21 protein-coding genes are annotated in these 18,502 nt (G+C 24.1%); 12 read left to right on the forward strand and 9 right to left on the reverse strand.

Features of this window, described 5'->3' with window-relative positions; all coding sequences use genetic code 11:
* Positions 1 to 10: 10 nt before the first annotated feature.
* On the reverse strand, positions 11 to 856 hold the full coding sequence (locus tag ABFX13_RS01355) for a 3'-5' exonuclease (RefSeq protein WP_346041348.1): 846 nt from the start codon (positions 854 to 856) through the stop codon (positions 11 to 13).
* Between the two features lie 257 nt (positions 857 to 1,113).
* Between ABFX13_RS01355 and ABFX13_RS01360 the strand changes: the two genes are divergently transcribed.
* Entirely contained in the window at positions 1,114 to 1,299 is a 186-nt protein-coding gene (locus tag ABFX13_RS01360; RefSeq protein ID WP_346041350.1) for a hypothetical protein, read from the forward strand.
* Positions 1,300 to 1,428: 129 nt separating this feature from the next.
* Here the strand turns inward: ABFX13_RS01360 and ABFX13_RS01365 are convergent, their stop codons facing one another.
* On the reverse strand, positions 1,429 to 1,809 hold the full coding sequence (locus ABFX13_RS01365) for a hypothetical protein (RefSeq protein ID WP_346041352.1): 381 nt from the start codon (positions 1,807 to 1,809) through the stop codon (positions 1,429 to 1,431).
* 158 nt (positions 1,810 to 1,967) lie between these two features.
* Between ABFX13_RS01365 and ABFX13_RS01370 the strand changes: the two genes are divergently transcribed.
* A complete protein-coding gene (locus ABFX13_RS01370; RefSeq protein ID WP_346041354.1) occupies positions 1,968 to 2,756 on the forward strand; it encodes a M23 family metallopeptidase in 789 nt (262 codons plus the stop codon).
* A 322-nt stretch (positions 2,757 to 3,078) separates the two neighbouring features.
* Positions 3,079 to 4,347, forward strand: a complete 1,269-nt coding sequence (locus tag ABFX13_RS01375; protein WP_346041356.1) for a cation:proton antiporter — start codon at positions 3,079 to 3,081, stop codon at positions 4,345 to 4,347.
* 886 nt (positions 4,348 to 5,233) lie between these two features.
* Here the strand turns inward: ABFX13_RS01375 and ABFX13_RS01380 are convergent.
* The gene (locus tag ABFX13_RS01380) at positions 5,234 to 6,349 is read right to left on the reverse strand and encodes an MGDG synthase family glycosyltransferase (RefSeq protein ID WP_346041358.1); all 1,116 of its coding nucleotides are present in this window, start codon (positions 6,347 to 6,349) and stop codon (positions 5,234 to 5,236) included.
* 100 nt (positions 6,350 to 6,449) lie between these two features.
* Between ABFX13_RS01380 and ABFX13_RS01385 the strand changes: the two genes are divergently transcribed.
* The 5 genes from ABFX13_RS01385 to ABFX13_RS01405 all read left to right on the forward strand — a co-directional run bounded on the left by ABFX13_RS01385 (position 6,450) and on the right by ABFX13_RS01405 (position 11,066).
* Positions 6,450 to 7,784: a hypothetical protein gene (locus tag ABFX13_RS01385; RefSeq protein WP_346041360.1), complete on the forward strand. Its 1,335-nt coding sequence runs from the start codon at positions 6,450 to 6,452 to the stop codon at positions 7,782 to 7,784.
* A 19-nt stretch (positions 7,785 to 7,803) separates the two neighbouring features.
* Positions 7,804 to 8,835: a M42 family metallopeptidase gene (locus ABFX13_RS01390; protein ID WP_346041362.1), complete on the forward strand. Its 1,032-nt coding sequence runs from the start codon at positions 7,804 to 7,806 to the stop codon at positions 8,833 to 8,835.
* A gap of 189 nt (positions 8,836 to 9,024) precedes the next feature.
* Positions 9,025 to 9,336 carry a PadR family transcriptional regulator gene (locus ABFX13_RS01395; RefSeq protein WP_187006045.1) on the forward strand — a complete coding sequence of 104 codons (312 nt, stop codon included), beginning with the start codon at positions 9,025 to 9,027 and terminating at the stop codon, positions 9,334 to 9,336.
* Positions 9,337 to 9,346: 10 nt separating this feature from the next.
* The gene (locus ABFX13_RS01400) at positions 9,347 to 10,066 is read left to right on the forward strand and encodes a DUF1700 domain-containing protein (RefSeq protein WP_346041364.1); all 720 of its coding nucleotides are present in this window, start codon (positions 9,347 to 9,349) and stop codon (positions 10,064 to 10,066) included.
* Complete coding sequence (locus tag ABFX13_RS01405) at positions 10,059 to 11,066, forward strand: DUF4097 family beta strand repeat-containing protein (protein ID WP_346041367.1); 1,008 nt, start codon at positions 10,059 to 10,061, stop codon at positions 11,064 to 11,066. Before ABFX13_RS01400 ends, ABFX13_RS01405 begins: the two co-directional genes overlap by 8 nt.
* Positions 11,067 to 11,112: 46 nt before the next feature.
* Here the strand turns inward: ABFX13_RS01405 and ABFX13_RS01410 are convergent, their stop codons facing one another.
* Both ABFX13_RS01410 and ABFX13_RS01415 read right to left on the reverse strand, forming a co-directional pair.
* Positions 11,113 to 11,373: a hypothetical protein gene (locus tag ABFX13_RS01410; RefSeq protein ID WP_346041369.1), complete on the reverse strand. Its 261-nt coding sequence runs from the start codon at positions 11,371 to 11,373 to the stop codon at positions 11,113 to 11,115.
* 48 nt (positions 11,374 to 11,421) lie between these two features.
* Complete coding sequence (locus ABFX13_RS01415) at positions 11,422 to 11,595, reverse strand: hypothetical protein (RefSeq protein ID WP_346041371.1); 174 nt, start codon at positions 11,593 to 11,595, stop codon at positions 11,422 to 11,424.
* Between the two features lie 230 nt (positions 11,596 to 11,825).
* On the opposite strand from ABFX13_RS01415, the gene ABFX13_RS01420 reads away from it, so the two are divergent.
* Complete coding sequence (locus tag ABFX13_RS01420; protein ID WP_346041373.1) at positions 11,826 to 13,094, forward strand: hypothetical protein; 1,269 nt, start codon at positions 11,826 to 11,828, stop codon at positions 13,092 to 13,094.
* A 106-nt stretch (positions 13,095 to 13,200) separates the two neighbouring features.
* Complete coding sequence (locus ABFX13_RS01425) at positions 13,201 to 13,902, forward strand: M15 family metallopeptidase (RefSeq protein WP_346041375.1); 702 nt, start codon at positions 13,201 to 13,203, stop codon at positions 13,900 to 13,902.
* Positions 13,903 to 13,956: 54 nt separating this feature from the next.
* Here ABFX13_RS01425 and ABFX13_RS01430 read toward each other — a convergent pair whose 3' ends face one another.
* Positions 13,957 to 14,277 carry a YlbF family regulator gene (locus ABFX13_RS01430; protein ID WP_346041377.1) on the reverse strand — a complete coding sequence of 107 codons (321 nt, stop codon included), beginning with the start codon at positions 14,275 to 14,277 and terminating at the stop codon, positions 13,957 to 13,959.
* Positions 14,278 to 14,474: 197 nt separating this feature from the next.
* Entirely contained in the window at positions 14,475 to 15,089 is a 615-nt protein-coding gene (locus ABFX13_RS01435; RefSeq protein ID WP_346041379.1) for a GNAT family protein, read from the reverse strand.
* Between the two features lie 158 nt (positions 15,090 to 15,247).
* On the opposite strand from ABFX13_RS01435, the gene ABFX13_RS01440 reads away from it, so the two are divergent.
* Together ABFX13_RS01440 and ABFX13_RS01445 are read left to right on the forward strand one after the other, a co-directional pair.
* On the forward strand, positions 15,248 to 16,399 hold the full coding sequence (locus ABFX13_RS01440; protein WP_346041381.1) for an amidase domain-containing protein: 1,152 nt from the start codon (positions 15,248 to 15,250) through the stop codon (positions 16,397 to 16,399).
* Positions 16,400 to 16,559: 160 nt separating this feature from the next.
* Complete coding sequence (locus ABFX13_RS01445; RefSeq protein ID WP_346041383.1) at positions 16,560 to 16,964, forward strand: CBS domain-containing protein; 405 nt, start codon at positions 16,560 to 16,562, stop codon at positions 16,962 to 16,964.
* Positions 16,965 to 17,019: 55 nt separating this feature from the next.
* On the opposite strand, the gene ABFX13_RS01450 is transcribed toward ABFX13_RS01445, so the two are convergent.
* Positions 17,020 to 17,775, reverse strand: a complete 756-nt coding sequence (locus ABFX13_RS01450) for a peptidylprolyl isomerase (RefSeq protein WP_346041385.1) — start codon at positions 17,773 to 17,775, stop codon at positions 17,020 to 17,022.
* Between the two features lie 91 nt (positions 17,776 to 17,866).
* Positions 17,867 to 18,313 carry a hypothetical protein gene (locus tag ABFX13_RS01455; RefSeq protein WP_346041387.1) on the reverse strand — a complete coding sequence of 149 codons (447 nt, stop codon included), beginning with the start codon at positions 18,311 to 18,313 and terminating at the stop codon, positions 17,867 to 17,869.
* Positions 18,314 to 18,502: the final 189 nt, after the last annotated feature.

Genomic DNA, 18,502 nt, shown 5'->3' on the forward strand with positions numbered 1-18,502 from the left:
CTTATAGGACTTATCTTCTTTTTTTATATTTGAACCCATTTTTAGATTTATTTTTAATAAATTTATTTGAAGCTTTAGTTTTAGCTTGAGGTTGTGAAGTTTCATCTACTAAAAATTGATTGGTTTTGCCCATTTTATAAGCTAAATCTATAAGTTTTTTATCATCAGAAGTTAAATCTCTTCCTAATATCTTTTTAAATTCTTCAAATAATCTATTATAATCAACTTTCTTTTTAGATGATTTTGATCTAGTTCTATTAGGTTTTACTGGAGTATAAACATAAGTATCAGCAACTATATTTTCATTGTAAATATTTTTAAGAACTAATGCTGTGTAATAGGCATCATTTAATGCATCATGATAAGCTTTGTTTTCCTGAAGGTCTAGTATTTGTATAGCATTTTGAAGACCTATACTTTGTCCTGTTGGATTATTAAAGTAAGATGAAGCATATTGTTGAACATTTATATAGAGCTTGGGCAGTTCTTTTGAGGGAAGTGAATAATAATTTATATTTCTATATAACTCTTTTAAGTCTCCTGATCCCCATACGCACATTATACTTGACTTACTTGATATAAATTTCTTAAAGTTTTTATATACAGTATTAAATGAAGGTGCATCTTTAACTTTATCTATTGTTATATGAGTCATTTTACCAACAAAAGGGTGAATATCTTTATATATATTTGGCTTTACGAAACTGCTAAATTTATCAATTATATTGAAATTAGAGTCTAATTTTATAGCTCCTATTTGTATTATTTCAAAGGGACATTTTTCATTAGAGTATGTTTTATTATTCTCTTTATCAAATCCCTGATTAAACTCTAAATCGAAAACTATATATTCCATACAAATCTCTCCTAAAATTATTAGTTATTAATTTAGTATACCCTATGTAAAAAAATTTTTATACATAGGATTTTAAACTTAAGCTACAATCTATTGTTAAACATATTGTAATATGCAACTTTTAAATAAGTGTAAGTAAAAAACAATGCAATATTTATTATATATTATGAAAAAAGAAAATCACAATGAAAAATATTTATTAAAGTTTTTTAGATGATATTAATAATTTTTAAAATTTTGGTATACAAACAGAGGGTTTGAGTGTTGAATTATATAACATAGCAACACTAAACAATGCAAAAGTAGATTTAATGCCGGATAATGATGCTGTATGGTATATAGATTATAATATGGAAAATATATGTGATAAGTGCAACTTACAGATAGGAACTTTAAAAATAACACAATTTTTGTTGCATGTAGGTAAGTTAGTGTTTGTTTAAGCGATATAATAAAGAAATATATTGGAAAAATAAATTGAAAAATTAAAATTTTATAAAAATATTTGCAAAAATATAAAAGAGCAATTAAGTAAAATCTTAATTGCTCTTTTTATATTCAATAAAATACATTTATCTAAAAAATATGTGAACAGCTAAGTTTATTGTCAATAAATAAGCTATTATAGATGAATACTGTTTTATATTAAATTTACTTAGAAAATGGATCTTAGTAAAAGTAGATATAATCAATAAAAATAAAACTAAATATCCAGTATCAAATGATGTTAACTTTTCCTTTAAATAATAAATATGGGGTATCATAAATGTTAACGCAAGTATTAAAGAAGTTGTATTAAGTTTATTAAGAGCAGGAAGCATTTTATTTATAGTTGATTTTAAATACTTAGAATTAATTAATAAATATATGTCTTGAAGTATGTATATAGACACATGTATTAATATAAATATAGAAGATATAACTCCAAAAATAATCTCTTGATTTTTTAACATACTACCTTCCCCCTTATAATATAGAAAAATAAAAAAGTGTCTTCCATTATATTACTAAGTTTAGTGGTATATTGTGATTGTACTTATTATAATTTTTGAATAATTTATAGTAAATTTGTTCATATTAAAAAACAGTGATGGAAAAGGAGGAAAAGCTTATGATTAAAACTTTTAAAATATTAATAATATTAAGCTTAATAACTACTATAAACACACTTAATGTATATGGATTAGAAAGTCAAACTACTATAAATGAAGAAACTGCAAAAAATATCTATAATTTAAAAATAAAACAAAAAAGCATAAATGAACAAATTTCTAAAATAGAGAAAGTAATAGAATCTAAAAGATCATATACAAATGATATAAATAACACTGAAGTGGTACAGTTAAGTTTCATTGATGATAGTAGTTTAAAAGATAATAATGAAATTCAAAAAACTTTAGACGAAGAGATACAAGAGTTGGAAAATTTAAAAAATCAATTAAATACCAATATAAATGATTTAAATGAACAAGAATCTAAACTTAAAGCTGATATAAAAGATACTGTTAACTATGGATGTTGGCCAGTTCCACGATTTAAAGATATAAGTTCACCTTTTGGATATAGAATTCATCCAATATCTAAAGAGAAAAAGTTACATAAAGGTATAGATATTCCTGCTAGTTATGGAACTGATATAGTGGCTACAGATTATGGAGTTGTAACTTTTTCAGGAGTTCAAAATGGATATGGGAATGTTGTTTACTTAAAACATTTTGATGGCAAAGTTTCCATATATGGTCATAATAGTGAAAATATAGTTAAAGAAGGAGATATAGTATCAAAAGGAGAAGCTATAGCTAAAATTGGGTCTACGGGCAAGTCAACTGGAAATCATGTTCATTTTGAAATAAATGTAAATGGAGAATTAAAAAATCCATTAGATATAATAACTAAATAAATTAAGTGAAAAAAATTGTGAAAAATTAAGAATAAAAGCATAGATAATATCAAAAAGTTTTTACTTTATTATCTATGCTTTTTTTATTTTCACTTTAAAATATAAGGAATATAACAAAGAAAGTTTATTTTAAAAAATATATTTATAAAAAATATTCAACTGATTAAAAATTTTAAAGTTAAAAGGTTAGAAAACTAATTTTCTGATTTTTTCAAAAAAAAAGAAATATTTATAAACAATTGACTTTATAAATTTATAGTATTATACTTATTCAATGTTAAATAAAATAGTTAGATATCTAATTAAAAAAGAGGTGAATTAAATGGAGAATACAATGGAAGCTATAGCTACTAATAATTTATTATTTATATTTTCGGTAGTAGTTGTAACAGGAATCATATTGGGGAAAGTTAGTGAGCTATTAAAACTACCTGATGTAATATTATATTTGATTGCGGGGATAATAATAGGTCCGGCAGTTTTAAATATAATAAGTGTAGAATCTTTTCCAATAGAAAATAATCTGATATTAACTTTTGGATCGGCATTTATACTATATGAAGGTGGTAGGGAAGTAAATTTAAGAGTATTAAATAAAGTTAAAGTCAGTGTTGGGTTACTGGCAACTTTAGGGGTAGTAATATCTACTGTAGTAGTAGGATTCGCAACTAGTAAGATATTTCCAGTTTCGATAATGACAGCTTTATTAATAGGTGCAGTTATAGCATCAACTGACCCAGCAGCACTTATACCAGTATTTAAGCAAGTTAATATAAAGAATAAAATAAAGCAAACTGTAGTTAGTGAGTCGGCATTTAATGATGCAGTTGGAGCTATATTAGTAAGTACTTTGCTAGCAGTTATAACATCTGGTTCATTTTCAGTTGGAGAAAGTTTAAAAGAATTAATAGTTTCAGTTGTAGTAGGTTTAATTGTTGGTATGGCAATAGGACTAATATTTTCATTACTAGTATCTGATAAAAAGTGGGGAGTATTTCATTCATATGCTCCAATAATATCAGTTTTAAAAGTTGCATTAGCTTATGAAATAGCTACTAAATTACATGGTAGTGGATATATGGCTGTATTTATAGCAGGACTTATAGCCGGAAATAGAAAATTATTTGGATTATGGGTACCAGAAGAAGATTTTCATGCAGAACATTTCTTTAGAGAAAGTGTAGGAGCATTATGTCGTATGGCTATTTTTATAGTTTTAGGAACACATGTAGACTTAGCTGCACTTGGTCAATATTGGTTACCATCATTATTAGTAGTACTAGTACTAATGTTTGTGGCAAGACCTTTAGTGGTACTAATATGTACTTTATTTGATAGAGAGGCTAAATGGGAATTTAAAGATAAATTATTTATGATGTGGGTAAGAGAAACAGGAGTTATACCGGCTGCATTATCAGGGATAATAGTTTCTATGCAAATACAAGGGTATGAAATAATATCATCAGTAGTATTTATGACTATATTAATAACATTAATAGTACAAGCTAGTACAACTAAACTATTAGCTAAAAAGTTAGATTTACTAGAAGAAGAGAAACATGAAAATATAAAAACTAAAAATGTAGCATAATAATAAAAAACTATCTATTAAAAGTTTGTATTAAACTTTTTTAGATAGTTTTTTATTTTTTATATATGAAAATAAAAACTTAACTAATACAGATTAAATTTTATATAGATGTAGAAGGAAAAAATAGATATTAATAGAATTTATTTTATATATAAAAATTTGAAAAATTCAATAAGTTGGGGGTTGGTCAATGAAAAAAAAGTTGTTGGGAGATATACTAGTTTATTTCATAGCTCCAATTATTTTATTTGCTTTTTTTAAAGGAAAGGCTAAGTTTTATTCAATAATCATATCATTTATATAATTTATATCTTATTCTATATTAATTAAATATAATCAATGCAGATTTAATTTATCAGGAATATTATTTGCATCAATATATACTGTAATTCAATCTCTAAAGATAAGTCTAACTGAACCATATCATATATACATATATGACAGTTATTGTTTATTATTACTATCTGTATTTATAATAACTTTAAATTTATTTAATAAAAATATATTTAAGCAATTGTATATAGATGTTCTTAAGTTATTAAATTTAAGTCAAGTTCAAATCATGAATACTATAAAAAGGAATAATTTATATAAAGATTTCTATAAAATCACAAATATTGTAAACTTACACATATTGATACTAGTTTTAATTAGATTATATTCAATTATTATTTTAGGTAAAAATGAATATTTAAAAAACTTAAATTTAGAGATAATTATATGTACTTTGTTTTTTATAATTGAAGCAGTACTAGTTACTTATTTTAAAAGAAATATAAACGATATATTGCAAAATGGAAAAATAAAAAATATTAAATTTATGAGCTCAGAACCTAGAGTAATAAACTTTGATAAATATAAAAATCTAAATAAATAAGGGACTATTCTAAACAGTCCCTATTATTTGTGTGACAAAATGTGCTATTTTATCAGAATCTATAGAGTTTTTAAACTTAGCCATATTATCTTTCATAAATGATATTCTATCATCTAATTTTTGATTTACTAAAGCATCTAATAATTCTTTTAAATCGCTTTCATCATTATATATAATACCTATGCCTTTATCTATTATAAATTTGGCATTTTCAATTTCTTGTCCAACTTTAGGAAGCATAACAACTATAGGTATTTCACTTTTTATGGCTTCAAATAAAGTTGCACCACCTGGTTTTGTTATTAATAGATTATGTTCTTTTAATAAAGATGGCATGTTAGTTACAAAGCCAAGCACATTTATATTTTTAAGAGGTTTTTTATCAGTTAATTTATCATATAGTTTTTTATTTTTACCGCATACAATGGTAACCTCTAATTTATCACTATAATTATATAGCAATTCATCTATGTAGTAAAAAAAATCAGTTTCCATATCAAATAAACCTCTACCACCACCAACTATAAGTAGTTTATGCTTATCAGAAGGCAAGGTAGGATGATTATTAAATTCTTTTTTTACAGGGACTCCTGTGACCTTAATTATATTAGGATTTATACCTTTTTGTACATATCTATTTTTAATTTCATGAGAAGCAACAAAATACATATCTGTACTAGGGTAAATCCACTCTAAACTATCTACTACATCAGTAACTACAGTTATAGCAGGAACTTTAAAATCAGGATTTTTAGATTTAAAATGATCAACACAAGCACATGCCATTGGAAATGTAGATATTATAAGGTCTGGATTAGTATCTAAAATATACTCAGATAATTTAGGTGTATACATCTTATATGATACATCATGTTTTGAATCAAATGACTTTTTTAGATAGTAATAATAGTTATAAAGTCCTGGAGTATATTTTGTATTAGCCTCATAAAGTTTAACAAGTGGTTTGTTCATTTTAGGAAGACTAGCACTTATAAAATTTTGTATAACAACATTATATCTAGGTTCTTTTTCAAGAATATAATCTCTAATAGCATTAGCAGCACTTATATGTCCTGCGCCAAATTGAGCTGTGAGAATTAAGATAGTTTTATTGGTATTATCCAATATATCACCTCTTCTTTATAAATTTAGCTGATGATAGTATTATACATTTATATAATTATTAAATCAAATATATATTAAATATATGCAAAGGAGTGAATAAATGGAAGGTACGGATATAAACAGTAGGGAAAATTTATATAAAGATTTTGAATTAATGGATTCGTTTAGAATAGTAATATATTCAATATTAGGTATTTTTATATTTTTTATACCTATAAATATAAATGGACATTCAAATACAATTTTATATCACATATATTTTTTTATAGAAGAAAAGTATATAGAATTAATTAAAATATATATTTTTATAATGGTATCTATAGGATCTATATTTCAAATGTTAAAATATAAAGATAAAGATTGTGATATTTTTTCTAATATAATTAGATGTGTAAAACCTATAAGTATACTATTTATATTTATAATTTTCTCAAAAAAAGACTATAACTTATATAGTAATGATAGCTTATTATTTATGCAAGATTTAATATTAAAATCAGTTATATTGCTTTCACTAAGTTCTATATTCATGCCACTTATAATGGAATATGGTCTTTTGGATATAGTAGAAGCTTATTTTCATAAATATATGAAAAAAAATTTTAAGCTAAGTGGAAAATGTATATTAAATATTATAGTATATTTATTTATAGATACATTTAGTGGAATGTTTATGACAAATAAATTATATAAAAAAGGAAAGTTAAGACATAATGAAGTTTGTATATTAGTGTCTTGTTTTTCTTTTACAAGTATAACGAATTATTTTTATTTAGCTGATGAATTAAAATTAGAATCTAAAATAGTTATAATGATTGTATCTTTATTTTTAAGTTTATTTTCAAATTATATAGTGTGTAGAATATGGCCATTAAAAAACAAAAAAAAATCCTACTTAAATAAAACGTTATATAAAGAAAAGTATTTTAAAAAAGATAGATTTAAAAATGCTGTGAGAAAATATTTATTGAATAAGGAAAATAATAAGTTGTTTTCACTTATAGTAGAAAATTTCAAAGAATCATTTAATATAATTATGACAATATTACCAAATTTAGTTATAATTATATTTATAGGAGAGTTTTTAATAAATAATACTGGATTAGTTAATACTATTAGTTATATTATACAACCGATTATGGAACTGCTAAAATTACCAAATAAAATACAATTAAGCGATTCTATATGTTTAAGTTTATTTAATATTAATAGAGTTGTAAAGTTTATAAATAATGATATAGCTAATGTATCGATTTTTATAATATTTATTATGTCTATTGCGCAAACGATATCACTAACTGGTAATATATTGTATTCAAGCAGTATAGACATACCATTAAAAAAAGTAGAATTCATAATAATTGGTATAGAGAAATTATTAATAACTCTAATATTAGTATCTTTAGTTTATTATTTAAATTTAATCTATTTATAAATAATAGGAGGTTTAGATTATGGATTATAAAGCTGATTTAGTAAAAAAATATTTAAATGATGTATTAAACATACCTAGTCCATCAGGATATACTCAAAACATAATGGAGTATATAAAGAAAATTTTAGAAACACATAATGTAGATTATAAAGTTACGAATAAAGGAGCTATAGTTGCAACTATAGAAGGAGAAGATACAGAATATCAAAAAACTTTATCTTGTCATGTAGATACTTTAGGAGCTATGGTAAAAGAAATTAAATCTAATTCAAGATTAGCATTAACTCAAGTTGGTGGGTATATGATGCACTCTATTGAAGGTGAGTGTTGTAAAATACATACAAGAGATGGTAAGGTTTATGAAGGTACTATACAAACTACTAAACCATCTGTACACATACATTCAGATGCTAGGGAGTTACAAAGAATTCCAGCTAATTATGAAGTAGTTATAGATGAAGAAGTATTTACAAAAGAAGATACTCAAAAGTTAGGAATAGAAGTAGGAGACTTTATATCTTTTGATCCAAGAGTTAAAATGACTGATTCTGGATTTATTAAATCTAGACATTTAGATGACAAAGCTTCAGTGGCGGCAGTTTTATATATAATAGAATATATAAAACTTGTTGGTATAAAACCTAAAAATACTATAAATTTCTTCTTTAGTAACTATGAAGAAGTTGGTCATGGTTCATCAGCATCTATACCAGAAAAAACAAAAGAATTTATAGCAATTGATATGGGATGTCCTGGAGAAGGTCAAAATTCAACTGAATATGATGTATGTATATGTGCAAAAGATTCAGGTGGACCATATAACTATGAGTTAACTACTAGACTTATAAATCTAGCTAAGGATAATAATATAGGATATAAAGTTGATACTTATCCAAATTATGGTTCAGATGCAGGTGCTATGATAAGAGCTGGATATGATGCAAAAACTGCTTTAATAGGCGCTGGTATATTTGCATCACATGGATATGAAAGAACAAATATAAAAGCTATAATAGAAACTATAAAATTAATAATGGAATATATTAAATAATAAAAAAGCTGTTAAGCACATTAAAATAGTGTCTTAACAGCTTTTTATTAGTACTTGAAATAAAAAACTAAAAATTATTTAACACAGTATTGTGTAACACACAGTATTGTGTTAATATGAGTTTATAATGATTAAACAAGGTACTGTATAAAACATAGTAGTTTGTTTATTAAAGAAAGGATAGAGTATATGAATACACAATTCAAAAAAGGTGTTTTAGAAATATGTGTGCTAGCACTTATACATAAAAAAGATATGTATGGATATGAGATAGTACAAAATATATCTAAAGTAATTGAAGTTAATGAAGGAACTATATATCCTTTGTTAAGACGATTGACAAAAGAAGGTTACTTTGAAACATATATACTAGAATCAAGTGAAGGACCAGCAAGAAAGTATTATAAAATAACTGAGCTGGGTAGAGATAATTTAATAAATCTTAAGCGTGAATGGAAAAACTTCACTAGTGCTGTAGATTATCTTATAAATTTAGATTAAGGAGGTAGCTATGTTGAATAAAAGAGAGTTTTTAGAGATATTAAAAGATTATTTATCTAATCATTTTTCAGATGATGAAGTTAATGATATATTAAGAGATTATGAAGAATACTTTATAGATGGGGAAATAGAGGGGAAAAGCGATATACAAATAATTGAATCATTGGGTTCACCTAAATCCATAGTAAGAGATTTAGTAGATGAAATGAATTCAAGCAAGATAAATTCAAGTAATAAAAGATTTGATAAAATTTATGATAATTTAAATAAAGTTAAATTAAAATTTAGAGATAGATATAATAAATCAAAAGAAATTATAAATAATAAGTTAACTCCAAACTTAAAAGATGATGAAGAAGGTTTATCAACAAAACTTATAAAAATACTTTTAGCAGGATTAAGTGTAGGATTAATATTTGTAGGAATTTTATTTGTATTATTTATGATTTTTATAGGTATAGTAATAATAGCATCAAATATTGCATTTGCTACATTACTTATAACATCAGGTCCATTATTTGCTTTAGATAAATCTATAACTTGGTTAATAATATTTATAAGTATAACTATATTAGGATTTGATATTTTGGGGATTCAAGTATATATATATGTATTAAAATTAGGAAAAAAATTATATAAACGTTATATAAATTGGCTAAAGAATAAAAAGATATATATAAATGCAAAAGAAAGAAAAGTAAATTATAAAGGAGATGATATAGATGAATAAAAAAATAACAGTATTTGCAGTTATATTAATTGTAATAGGAATTATAGGAACTATATCATCAGCAGTGAATGCAGTTCCATTTGCAACAAATTATGTAAATGAAATTATAAGAAAAGCAAATGAAGAAGTTAATATATATGAAAAGAAAGTAGATATAAATAAATTAGATATAGAAACTAAGAATTTAAATGTTGAGATAAGAAAAAGTGACTCAGATAAATTTATAATAAAACAAGTAGGTAACTTAAGTACTAATTCATTTACTATAGATGAAAATAATAAAGAATTTAATATAAAATCAAATAATGAAAATAAATATTTAGATTCAAAAATACAAGGATTTGGTGATGCTATATTAAATATGATTAATAACTCTTATAATAAAATTATAGTATTTGTTCCAAATCATGTGGACATAAAGGTTAGAACAAGTGTTGGAGATTTAATAGTAGAAAATAAAGATGTGTTACTTAATAAAGTAGAATTTAGTACTTCGCAAGGTCAGATTATATTACCTAAAGAAAGTAAAAATCTAGAAAATTTAAAAATTAGTTCTATGGGAACTATAAATCTAAAAGTTAGTGAACTTTTAGGAGTAAAAAATATAGATATAAGTACTCAAGGTAGCCTTTATATAGAATCTATGCCAGATGACATATTTGTAGATAATATAGAAAGTTTTATACCAGAATCCATAGATATAATAACATCTAATAGAGATATCCATACTATAGATATAAAATCTAATATACCTATTGCTAAAAATTTAAACATAATTAATAAATCAGGACATGTTTATTTAGATTTACCTACAGATCATTATAATATACATTTTAATTTAAATTCATTAAGAGGAATACATTTTGATAATGAAAATCAAGATATTGAATCTGATAAATTAATAAATAAATTTGAAGGAAGTTTTAGAGGAGAAAAAGAAAATGAATTAAAATATAATGTATATGTTAACTCAGATAATATAAATGTATATAAAAAATAATATAGCTTAAATTAAATAAAGGAGCTTTTAAAAGCTCCTTTATTATTTAAAAAGCACTATTGCTATTTTTATTAGTTAAATAAGAAGCCATAGCAAGCATTCCAAGTCCTAATGTAAATTTAGCTTGTTGTTTGATTGCATATTTTGCGACAGGTACAGTTATTTTTCTAGTTTTAGGACTAATTAAACTTACTCCTGTTAATACTGTTGCAGAGGCTGCTGTAGCAGTTATAACGGGATGTTGTTTAGCATAATCCTTTACATAGTCAACTGTAGTTTTCATTTCATCAAAACACTCATAACTCATACCACAGCAATCATCACTATAAGAACTTACTTCAAAGTTATCTTTTTTTTAAAACATATTTCCCATATCTTCTGTCATTTCATTAGTTTTATCCACTATATCGTGAGCTAATGTATTAGTTTTTGATAAAAGCTCAGAGGCTTTATCATCAGCTTTTTCTATATATTCTTGTCCTTTTTTTGTGTAATCATCAATTTGATTATTAATTTTATTGTTATTCAATTAAATCACTCCAATCAACTATAATTTTGTGCTTTGATAGATATTCATTTAGTAGTATATTATGCAATAACTAATATTTTATAGTAAGAAAAAAATAAGTTTAAAGGTAATTTATGTATAAATTCTAGATTTTATTAGTAACCAGAAAAAGCTACTTTCATATAATTATTATTAAGCATATTAATTTGCTTAGTTAAAATAAAAATACAACAAAGGAGTTTTGACTATCTATGACTATTATGAGAAAAAAGAAAAAATCTAATAATAGCTGTGCTATGAATTCAGGATATCACTGTAAGAAAGATAAAGATGCTTACTGTGAGCCATGTAAAAAGCCAGTTTATAAAAAATGTGATCCATGTAAAGATTATGATATGCATAAAAAACATGATATGTCTTGTTGTCCTCCAGGACCATGTGAAGACTGTGAAATAAAATTTGATGATACATGTGTTAAATTAGCTCAACAAGCTGAAAAACTTTTCAAAAAAGCTTTAGATTGCGAATGTTTAGCAGTTGAATCATATGAAGAAGCTAGAGAATTTGATAAAAAAGCTAAAGCATTAGAAGCTAAAGCAAAAAGATTAGCTAAGGAATCAGTAGAAAATGAATGTGAGGCTGAAAAACTAAGAAGACAAGCAAATGATCTTTTATGTAAATCAGAAGAGCTTTGTGAAAAAGCTAAATGTTTATATAAAGAGGCAGAAACTGCAGGAGATGAAGCTGAGAGATTCTGTGAAAAAGCTAAGTGCTTATATGAAAAAGCTCAAAATGAAAATGAACAAGCAAAATGCTTATATTCTCAAGCTATGAAATGCGATGAAAAAGCTATGAACTGTTATAAGGAAGCTGGAGAAAAAATAAAAGAGTATGAAGATAAATCTAAAAAATGTGAAGATATGATGAAAAAATGCCAAGATAAAATAAAAGGATGCTATGACATGGATGATTGTAAAAAAATGAAAAAAAGCTGTTATGTTGATTTAGGAATAGAAGAACCTTGTAAGCCTAAATCTTGTCATGATAAATACGACAAGTGTGATAAAAAATATGATAAGCATAATAAATGCGAAGATAAATATGTTAAATGTGGTAAAAAGATGAATCCAAGTTGCGGATGTGAAGTTAAATATGTATTCCCAACATACACTCAAAAACCTAAGAAAGAAATGAAGAAAAATAACGAATGTGAATATGAATATTGTGATATGTTTAATCAATATAATAAAAAAAATGAGTACTATTATGAAGATAACTACTGTGATTTAGATGATATTACTTTAATAAAGGAAGAAGAAACTGGATTATATATAAATCCAATATATAATATGGAACCAATGCAATACATGGGAGATTTTGCTTGTAAGTATCCATCTATGGATGAACCATATATGTATATTGATAAAATGGGAATGGAAGAAATGCAAGATATGTGGATGAATTACTATATGTATATGCAAAACATGATGCAAAACATGATGCAAAATATGGAAGATTAATAATAAATAAATCAAAGCTCATAGTTAAGACTATGAGCTTTGATTTATTTATTGTAAAATAAGATTGAATAAAATTTATGTATATTAAGAGTAGGGGGTAATTAACATGAAAAATTTTAGAAGTAGTTTTTATATATTAATTATGGGTGTAATGCTTGTATTTGCTATTGGATGTGATAAAAAAGAAGTTAAAGATGTAAGTAATAACGACAAAATTAAGATTGACAAAAAGAAAGAAGAGTTTACTCCGGTTTTTAAAAAAGAGGATATACCAAAATCTGTATATGAAAAAATGTTAGGAAAGTCTATTCCTAATAAAGATTTAGTGGATATAAGTAAATTATCTTACTTAACAATTACATATTATGGATTTGACGACAAACCTCATTTAGGCGAGATGATAGTTAATAAATCAGTTTCTAGTGAAGTTTTAGACATATTTAAAGAACTTTTTGAAAAGAAATATCCTATAGAAAAAATGAAACTAATTGATGAATATAATGCAGATGATAATTTAGCAATGAAAGATAACAATACATCTGCATTTAATTATAGAGTTATAGAGGGATCTAATGTTTTATCCAATCATTCTAAAGGTTTAGCAATAGATATTAATACACTTATAAATCCTATGGTTAAAAATGGTCAAGTTAGCCCTAAAGAAGGAAAAGAGTATGTAGATAGAACTATTAATGCTAAAGGAATGATAAAAAAAGGAGATGCATGTTATGAAGCTTTTATAAAAAGAGGATGGACTTGGGGTGGAGATTGGAATACTTTAAAAGACTATCAACATTTCGAAAAATAAAGGAGATTATTTTTAAATAATCTCCTTTATTTTAAGATTTTATGAAAGAATATTTTATTTGGTTAATTCATTTTCTATTTGTTTGTATAAATTTTCCATCATAGTATTAAAACTTCGATTAGATTTCATATAATTACAAACCAAAGGATTATTAAAAAATTTATCATATTCTCTATTTAGTTGACTTATTTTTTTAGATGCATCCTCAATTTTATATCTTGAATATATTAAATTTTTCTTTTTAACGTATTCATCAAATTGCTTTTTCAAAGATGCATTTTTATCTAATTCTTTTTTTGCTTTATTCATAGATTTAAATTCATTACTACTTCTAATGCAAAAAGCTAGTTCTTTTGCCTTTTCATTTATATTCAAATTATTTTCCCCCTTTAAATTAAACAAAAAATTTGATACCTATAAATTATTTTATAAAAAAAATTTATAAGTGTTACCCAAACTATAAAATTAAATTTGTATCAAATTTATATTTTATAGAATAGTATATATTATGAAACAAAAAGACCTATAAGAACTATACAACGTGGAAAAGAGACCTTTTTATAAGGTCTCTTTTATATTACACAAGTTATTATATCTTCATCTATTATATTTTCATTTACATCACTTGGGAATAAGTCTTTAATGAAAATATTTCTTAAAATTCCATGTTCATTCTTTTGTTGAGTTTTAAATTCAAATCCTTTGCTTATTATATTATTTAGGCTATGGATATTATCAACAGCAGAAACTGTAACTATATATTTTTTTTGTTGTGATTTAGCTATATCTATTCTTAAATCAAGTAATTTACTTTGTAAAGAATTACCTCTATACATAGGATGAACCATAACAAAACCTGATATAAATGTATTTTTAATATCTTCTAAGGAAATACCTAAAGAAGATAAAGTTTCTAAATCATTTATGTTAGGAACATCACAAAGAGCACAAGCAATAAGTTCTAAACCTACATAACACCCAATTATAAATCCACCATTTTCTATTGTTTTTTTCAAAGAATCATAATTTCTATTTTTTAACCAATTTTTATTATCCATAGAATTACTTACTTCTTCATATAGTTTTGATATATCACCAAAATTTTCCTCACTTAAAAAACAGATATTTGCATATATATTATTAGTAAGAACATTATTTACTTTAGATAGTTTTACTTTTGTTAGCAACTAAGCACCTCTTTCCTTTGATTTAATATTAGACAATTATACCATAAATTTGATTATATTTGATTAAAAAAATGTAAAAACTATAAAAAATATTATAATAGCTTTAAAATACTCCATAATATTAAGCTTAAGTCTATTATTTGATAGGAGGCACAAATTTGAACTCAAGAAGAGAAAAAAATAAGAAATTAAGGAAAATACTAGTTTTAGTGGGTGTATTTATAATTAGTACTATAACTTTACTTCAGAAAAATAATGAAAAGATCAACACTTTTATAAGAAAAGGAGCTTCAATAAAATTGGAGGAGGAAGCAGAGATCTCCAAGTTCCAATTATTACTTGAAAATTTATTTGATAATAGAAATAAAGCTATATTAACTAAGAATGATGAAGTATTAAAAAAGTTATATGATATAGATCATAAATTTGGACTTTGGGCATATGAACAAGAAGTTACTAAAATGAAATATTTAGAAAATTGGTCGTATAAACAAGGTGTTAAATTTAATGACATAAAAACAAGAGTTAAAGTTCGAAAAGTTAAAGAAAAAGAAGAGAATTTATATGGAATAATATGTGCAGTATCTACAGAATATAATTATTCGTATGAAAATCAATTAGATACTAAAAATATGTTTAGAATAGGTACATACCATTATCTTAATATGAGAATAGTAGATAATGAATATGTAATAACTAAAGAGTGGTATACGGATCCATTTGCAGATTCACTACATCTAGACAATATAAAATCTGATGATATTAGAAACTACATTTTATCAAAGGAAAATCAAACAATAAGTTTAACTAATGAACAAACTAAAGCTATGGAATATGCTCACAAATATTGTGGAGCAGCAGCTGATGAAGAGCATGGAATGAAGTTTAATCCAAAATATAAAGATTTTAATCCAGATGGAGGAGACTGCGCAAATTTTGCTTCTCAAATAATGTATGAAAGTAAAAGGTTTAAGAAAAACAGAATTTGGAATTATGAAGGTAACTCAGGCACCAAGGCTTGGGTAAATGCACAAGGTTTTAAAAACTATTTGTTAAATAGTGGAAGAGGTAGTTTGATATCTAAAGGATCTTATGAAGATGTATATAAAACTGCCTATAATATGATTCCTGGAGATATAGTAGCATACGAAAAAGGTGGAAGGATAACCCATGTATCTACTGTAACAGGATTAGATTCAAGAGGGTATCCACTTGTTACATGTCATAATACTGATAGATTATTGGTTCCATGGGATTTAGGATGGAGTGATAAATCTATAAAGTTTCATTTAATAAAAGTTCATTATTAATAAAAATTAAAAAGTAGCTACCTTTTTAAGGTAGCTACTTTTTAATTTAAAAAATTTTAAAAATATAAAAAAATCTAATTTATTTTAATATTGATTAATATATGGTAAAATTATAAGTAAATATATTTTAATTTAGACTACTTATTAGGAGGTTCAGTATTTGAATATACTATTTTTTATAACACCCAAAAGTGAAGTAGCATATATATATGATGATTATACGATGAGACAGGCACTAGAGAAAATGGAGTATCATAGATATTCTGCTATACCTATTATAAATCGTAATGGAGAGTATGTGGGGACTATAACAGAAGGAGATCTTTTATGGTATTTGAAAAATGATTTAAACTTAGATTTAAAAACTATAGAAGATGTATATATATGTGATATAAAAAGAAGAATGGATAATAAGCCTGTATCTATAAATGCTAATATAGAAGATTTAATATCCAAATCTATGAATCAAAACTTTGTTCCAGTTATAGATGATCAAAATATTTTCATAGGTATAATAAAAAGAAGAGATATAATTGAATATTGCTATAAAAAGATAAAGTCTTAAAAATTAAAAGAGTAACTTAAAATATTTTAAGTTACTCTTTATTTATATAAATATATTAGTCATTAAATTTAACCATATCAGTATATTTAGATTTTAAATCATTTATCTTTGAAGAATAAACTTCATTTTGTTTTTGATACATTAAGCTTTTAGCTATATCATCTTTAACCTCAGCAAGTTCAGATTGTCCACCTTCATTTCTATCTTCAACTTTTATTAAGTGATATCCGAATTGAGTTTTAACTGGACCTTTAACTTCTCCTTTATTCATAGAAAATACTGCTTCTTCAAATTCAGGAACCATTTGTCCTCTTGGGAAAGTACCTAAATCACCATCAGCATCTTTAGATGGACAAGAAGAATGTTCTCTAGCAGCTTCTTCAAATGATACTTCATTGTTGTTTATTTTATTTAATAACTCATTAGCTTTTTCTTCATTATCAACTAATATATGTTTAGCTGATGCAGTTTCAGGCTTAACGAATCTAGTCTTATTAGCTTCATAGAAATTAGCTATCTCTTCGTCAGTTAATTTAACTGATGCTAATACTCTATTGATAGAATATTGTTTTAACATATTTTCCTCTATCTTTTTCATTTCAGCTTTAAAGTTTTCATCGTTATGTAAATTTTCTTCTTTAGCTTCAAGATAGAATAACTCTTGGTTAACTAAATCTTCTAATAATCTTTTTTTACCTTCTTCATTATTAAATTGCATAGCTTGGTATGGATCTAAGCTTTTTAAAGCATTTTCAATATCAATATTAGTTATTTCTTTTTCTCCAATAGTAGCTAAAACTTTTCTTTTCATAATATTAACTCCTTTATAATTTGTTTATTATAGTATTAACTATTAAAATAAATAATATCAAAAAATTCTAGATATGTCTAATATTTCAAAATCAGTATCTTAAAAGCATAAATATCATTAAAGTAGAAGCTATTATTCCAACAACTCCTTCTTCTAGCTTATATTTATGAACTTTAATTAACGGTATAGACATATATATAATTAAAAATATTAACTTTAATAAAAATCCAAACATACTGACTGAAAACATATAATAGTTATATGATGAAAAAATAAAAGATATGAGAGTAACTATTTTATAAAAAATTTCTATTTTATTTTCGTAAACTTTAATATAATTCATATAAGCCATATAAGTTACCATATAGATTATGCAAAGAGACGTATATATAATGAATAAAGATGAAGATAATTCATTATATTTATTATCTGTTAGTATAATACCTACGAACCAAAATATAATCCAAAATGCAATAAATAGAAATTTAAATATATTATTAAATAAATTTAGTTTGTTGTATTTATTTGCTGTATTCAAATTTACCACTTCCTAACATTTAATCTATAAGATTATATACAAAAATTTTAAAGATATTCAATACAATTTTAATATGTATATATAATTATAACTATTAATTTATTTATTAAAAATATATATTAAGAAAATTTCATAAAATATTCACATAAATCTTATATTTTATAAATAGTATAATAATAAAATATATAA

Source organism: Paraclostridium tenue (assembly GCF_039521565.1).
Classification (GTDB): Bacteria; Bacillota; Clostridia; order Peptostreptococcales; family Peptostreptococcaceae; genus Paraclostridium; species Paraclostridium tenue.

Excerpts from the sequence above, each read along its gene's own strand:
- ABFX13_RS01390 (WP_346041362.1), top strand. The coding sequence starts at position 7,804 with ATGGATTATAAAGCTGATTTAGTAAAAAAATATTTAAATGATGTATTA.
- ABFX13_RS01420 (WP_346041373.1), top strand. The coding sequence starts at position 11,826 with ATGACTATTATGAGAAAAAAGAAAAAATCTAATAATAGCTGTGCTATG.
- ABFX13_RS01425 (WP_346041375.1), top strand. The coding sequence starts at position 13,201 with ATGAAAAATTTTAGAAGTAGTTTTTATATATTAATTATGGGTGTAATG.
- ABFX13_RS01370 (WP_346041354.1), top strand. The coding sequence starts at position 1,968 with ATGATTAAAACTTTTAAAATATTAATAATATTAAGCTTAATAACTACT.
- ABFX13_RS01395 (WP_187006045.1), top strand. The coding sequence starts at position 9,025 with ATGAATACACAATTCAAAAAAGGTGTTTTAGAAATATGTGTGCTAGCA.
- ABFX13_RS01450 (WP_346041385.1), bottom strand. The coding sequence starts at position 17,775 with ATGAAAAGAAAAGTTTTAGCTACTATTGGAGAAAAAGAAATAACTAAT.
- ABFX13_RS01385 (WP_346041360.1), top strand. The coding sequence starts at position 6,450 with ATGGAAGGTACGGATATAAACAGTAGGGAAAATTTATATAAAGATTTT.
- ABFX13_RS01355 (WP_346041348.1), bottom strand. The coding sequence starts at position 856 with ATGGAATATATAGTTTTCGATTTAGAGTTTAATCAGGGATTTGATAAA.
- ABFX13_RS01365 (WP_346041352.1), bottom strand. The coding sequence starts at position 1,809 with ATGTTAAAAAATCAAGAGATTATTTTTGGAGTTATATCTTCTATATTT.
- ABFX13_RS01405 (WP_346041367.1), top strand. The coding sequence starts at position 10,059 with ATGAATAAAAAAATAACAGTATTTGCAGTTATATTAATTGTAATAGGA.
- ABFX13_RS01400 (WP_346041364.1), top strand. The coding sequence starts at position 9,347 with ATGTTGAATAAAAGAGAGTTTTTAGAGATATTAAAAGATTATTTATCT.
- ABFX13_RS01410 (WP_346041369.1), bottom strand. The coding sequence starts at position 11,373 with ATGAGTTATGAGTGTTTTGATGAAATGAAAACTACAGTTGACTATGTA.
- ABFX13_RS01375 (WP_346041356.1), top strand. The coding sequence starts at position 3,079 with ATGGAGAATACAATGGAAGCTATAGCTACTAATAATTTATTATTTATA.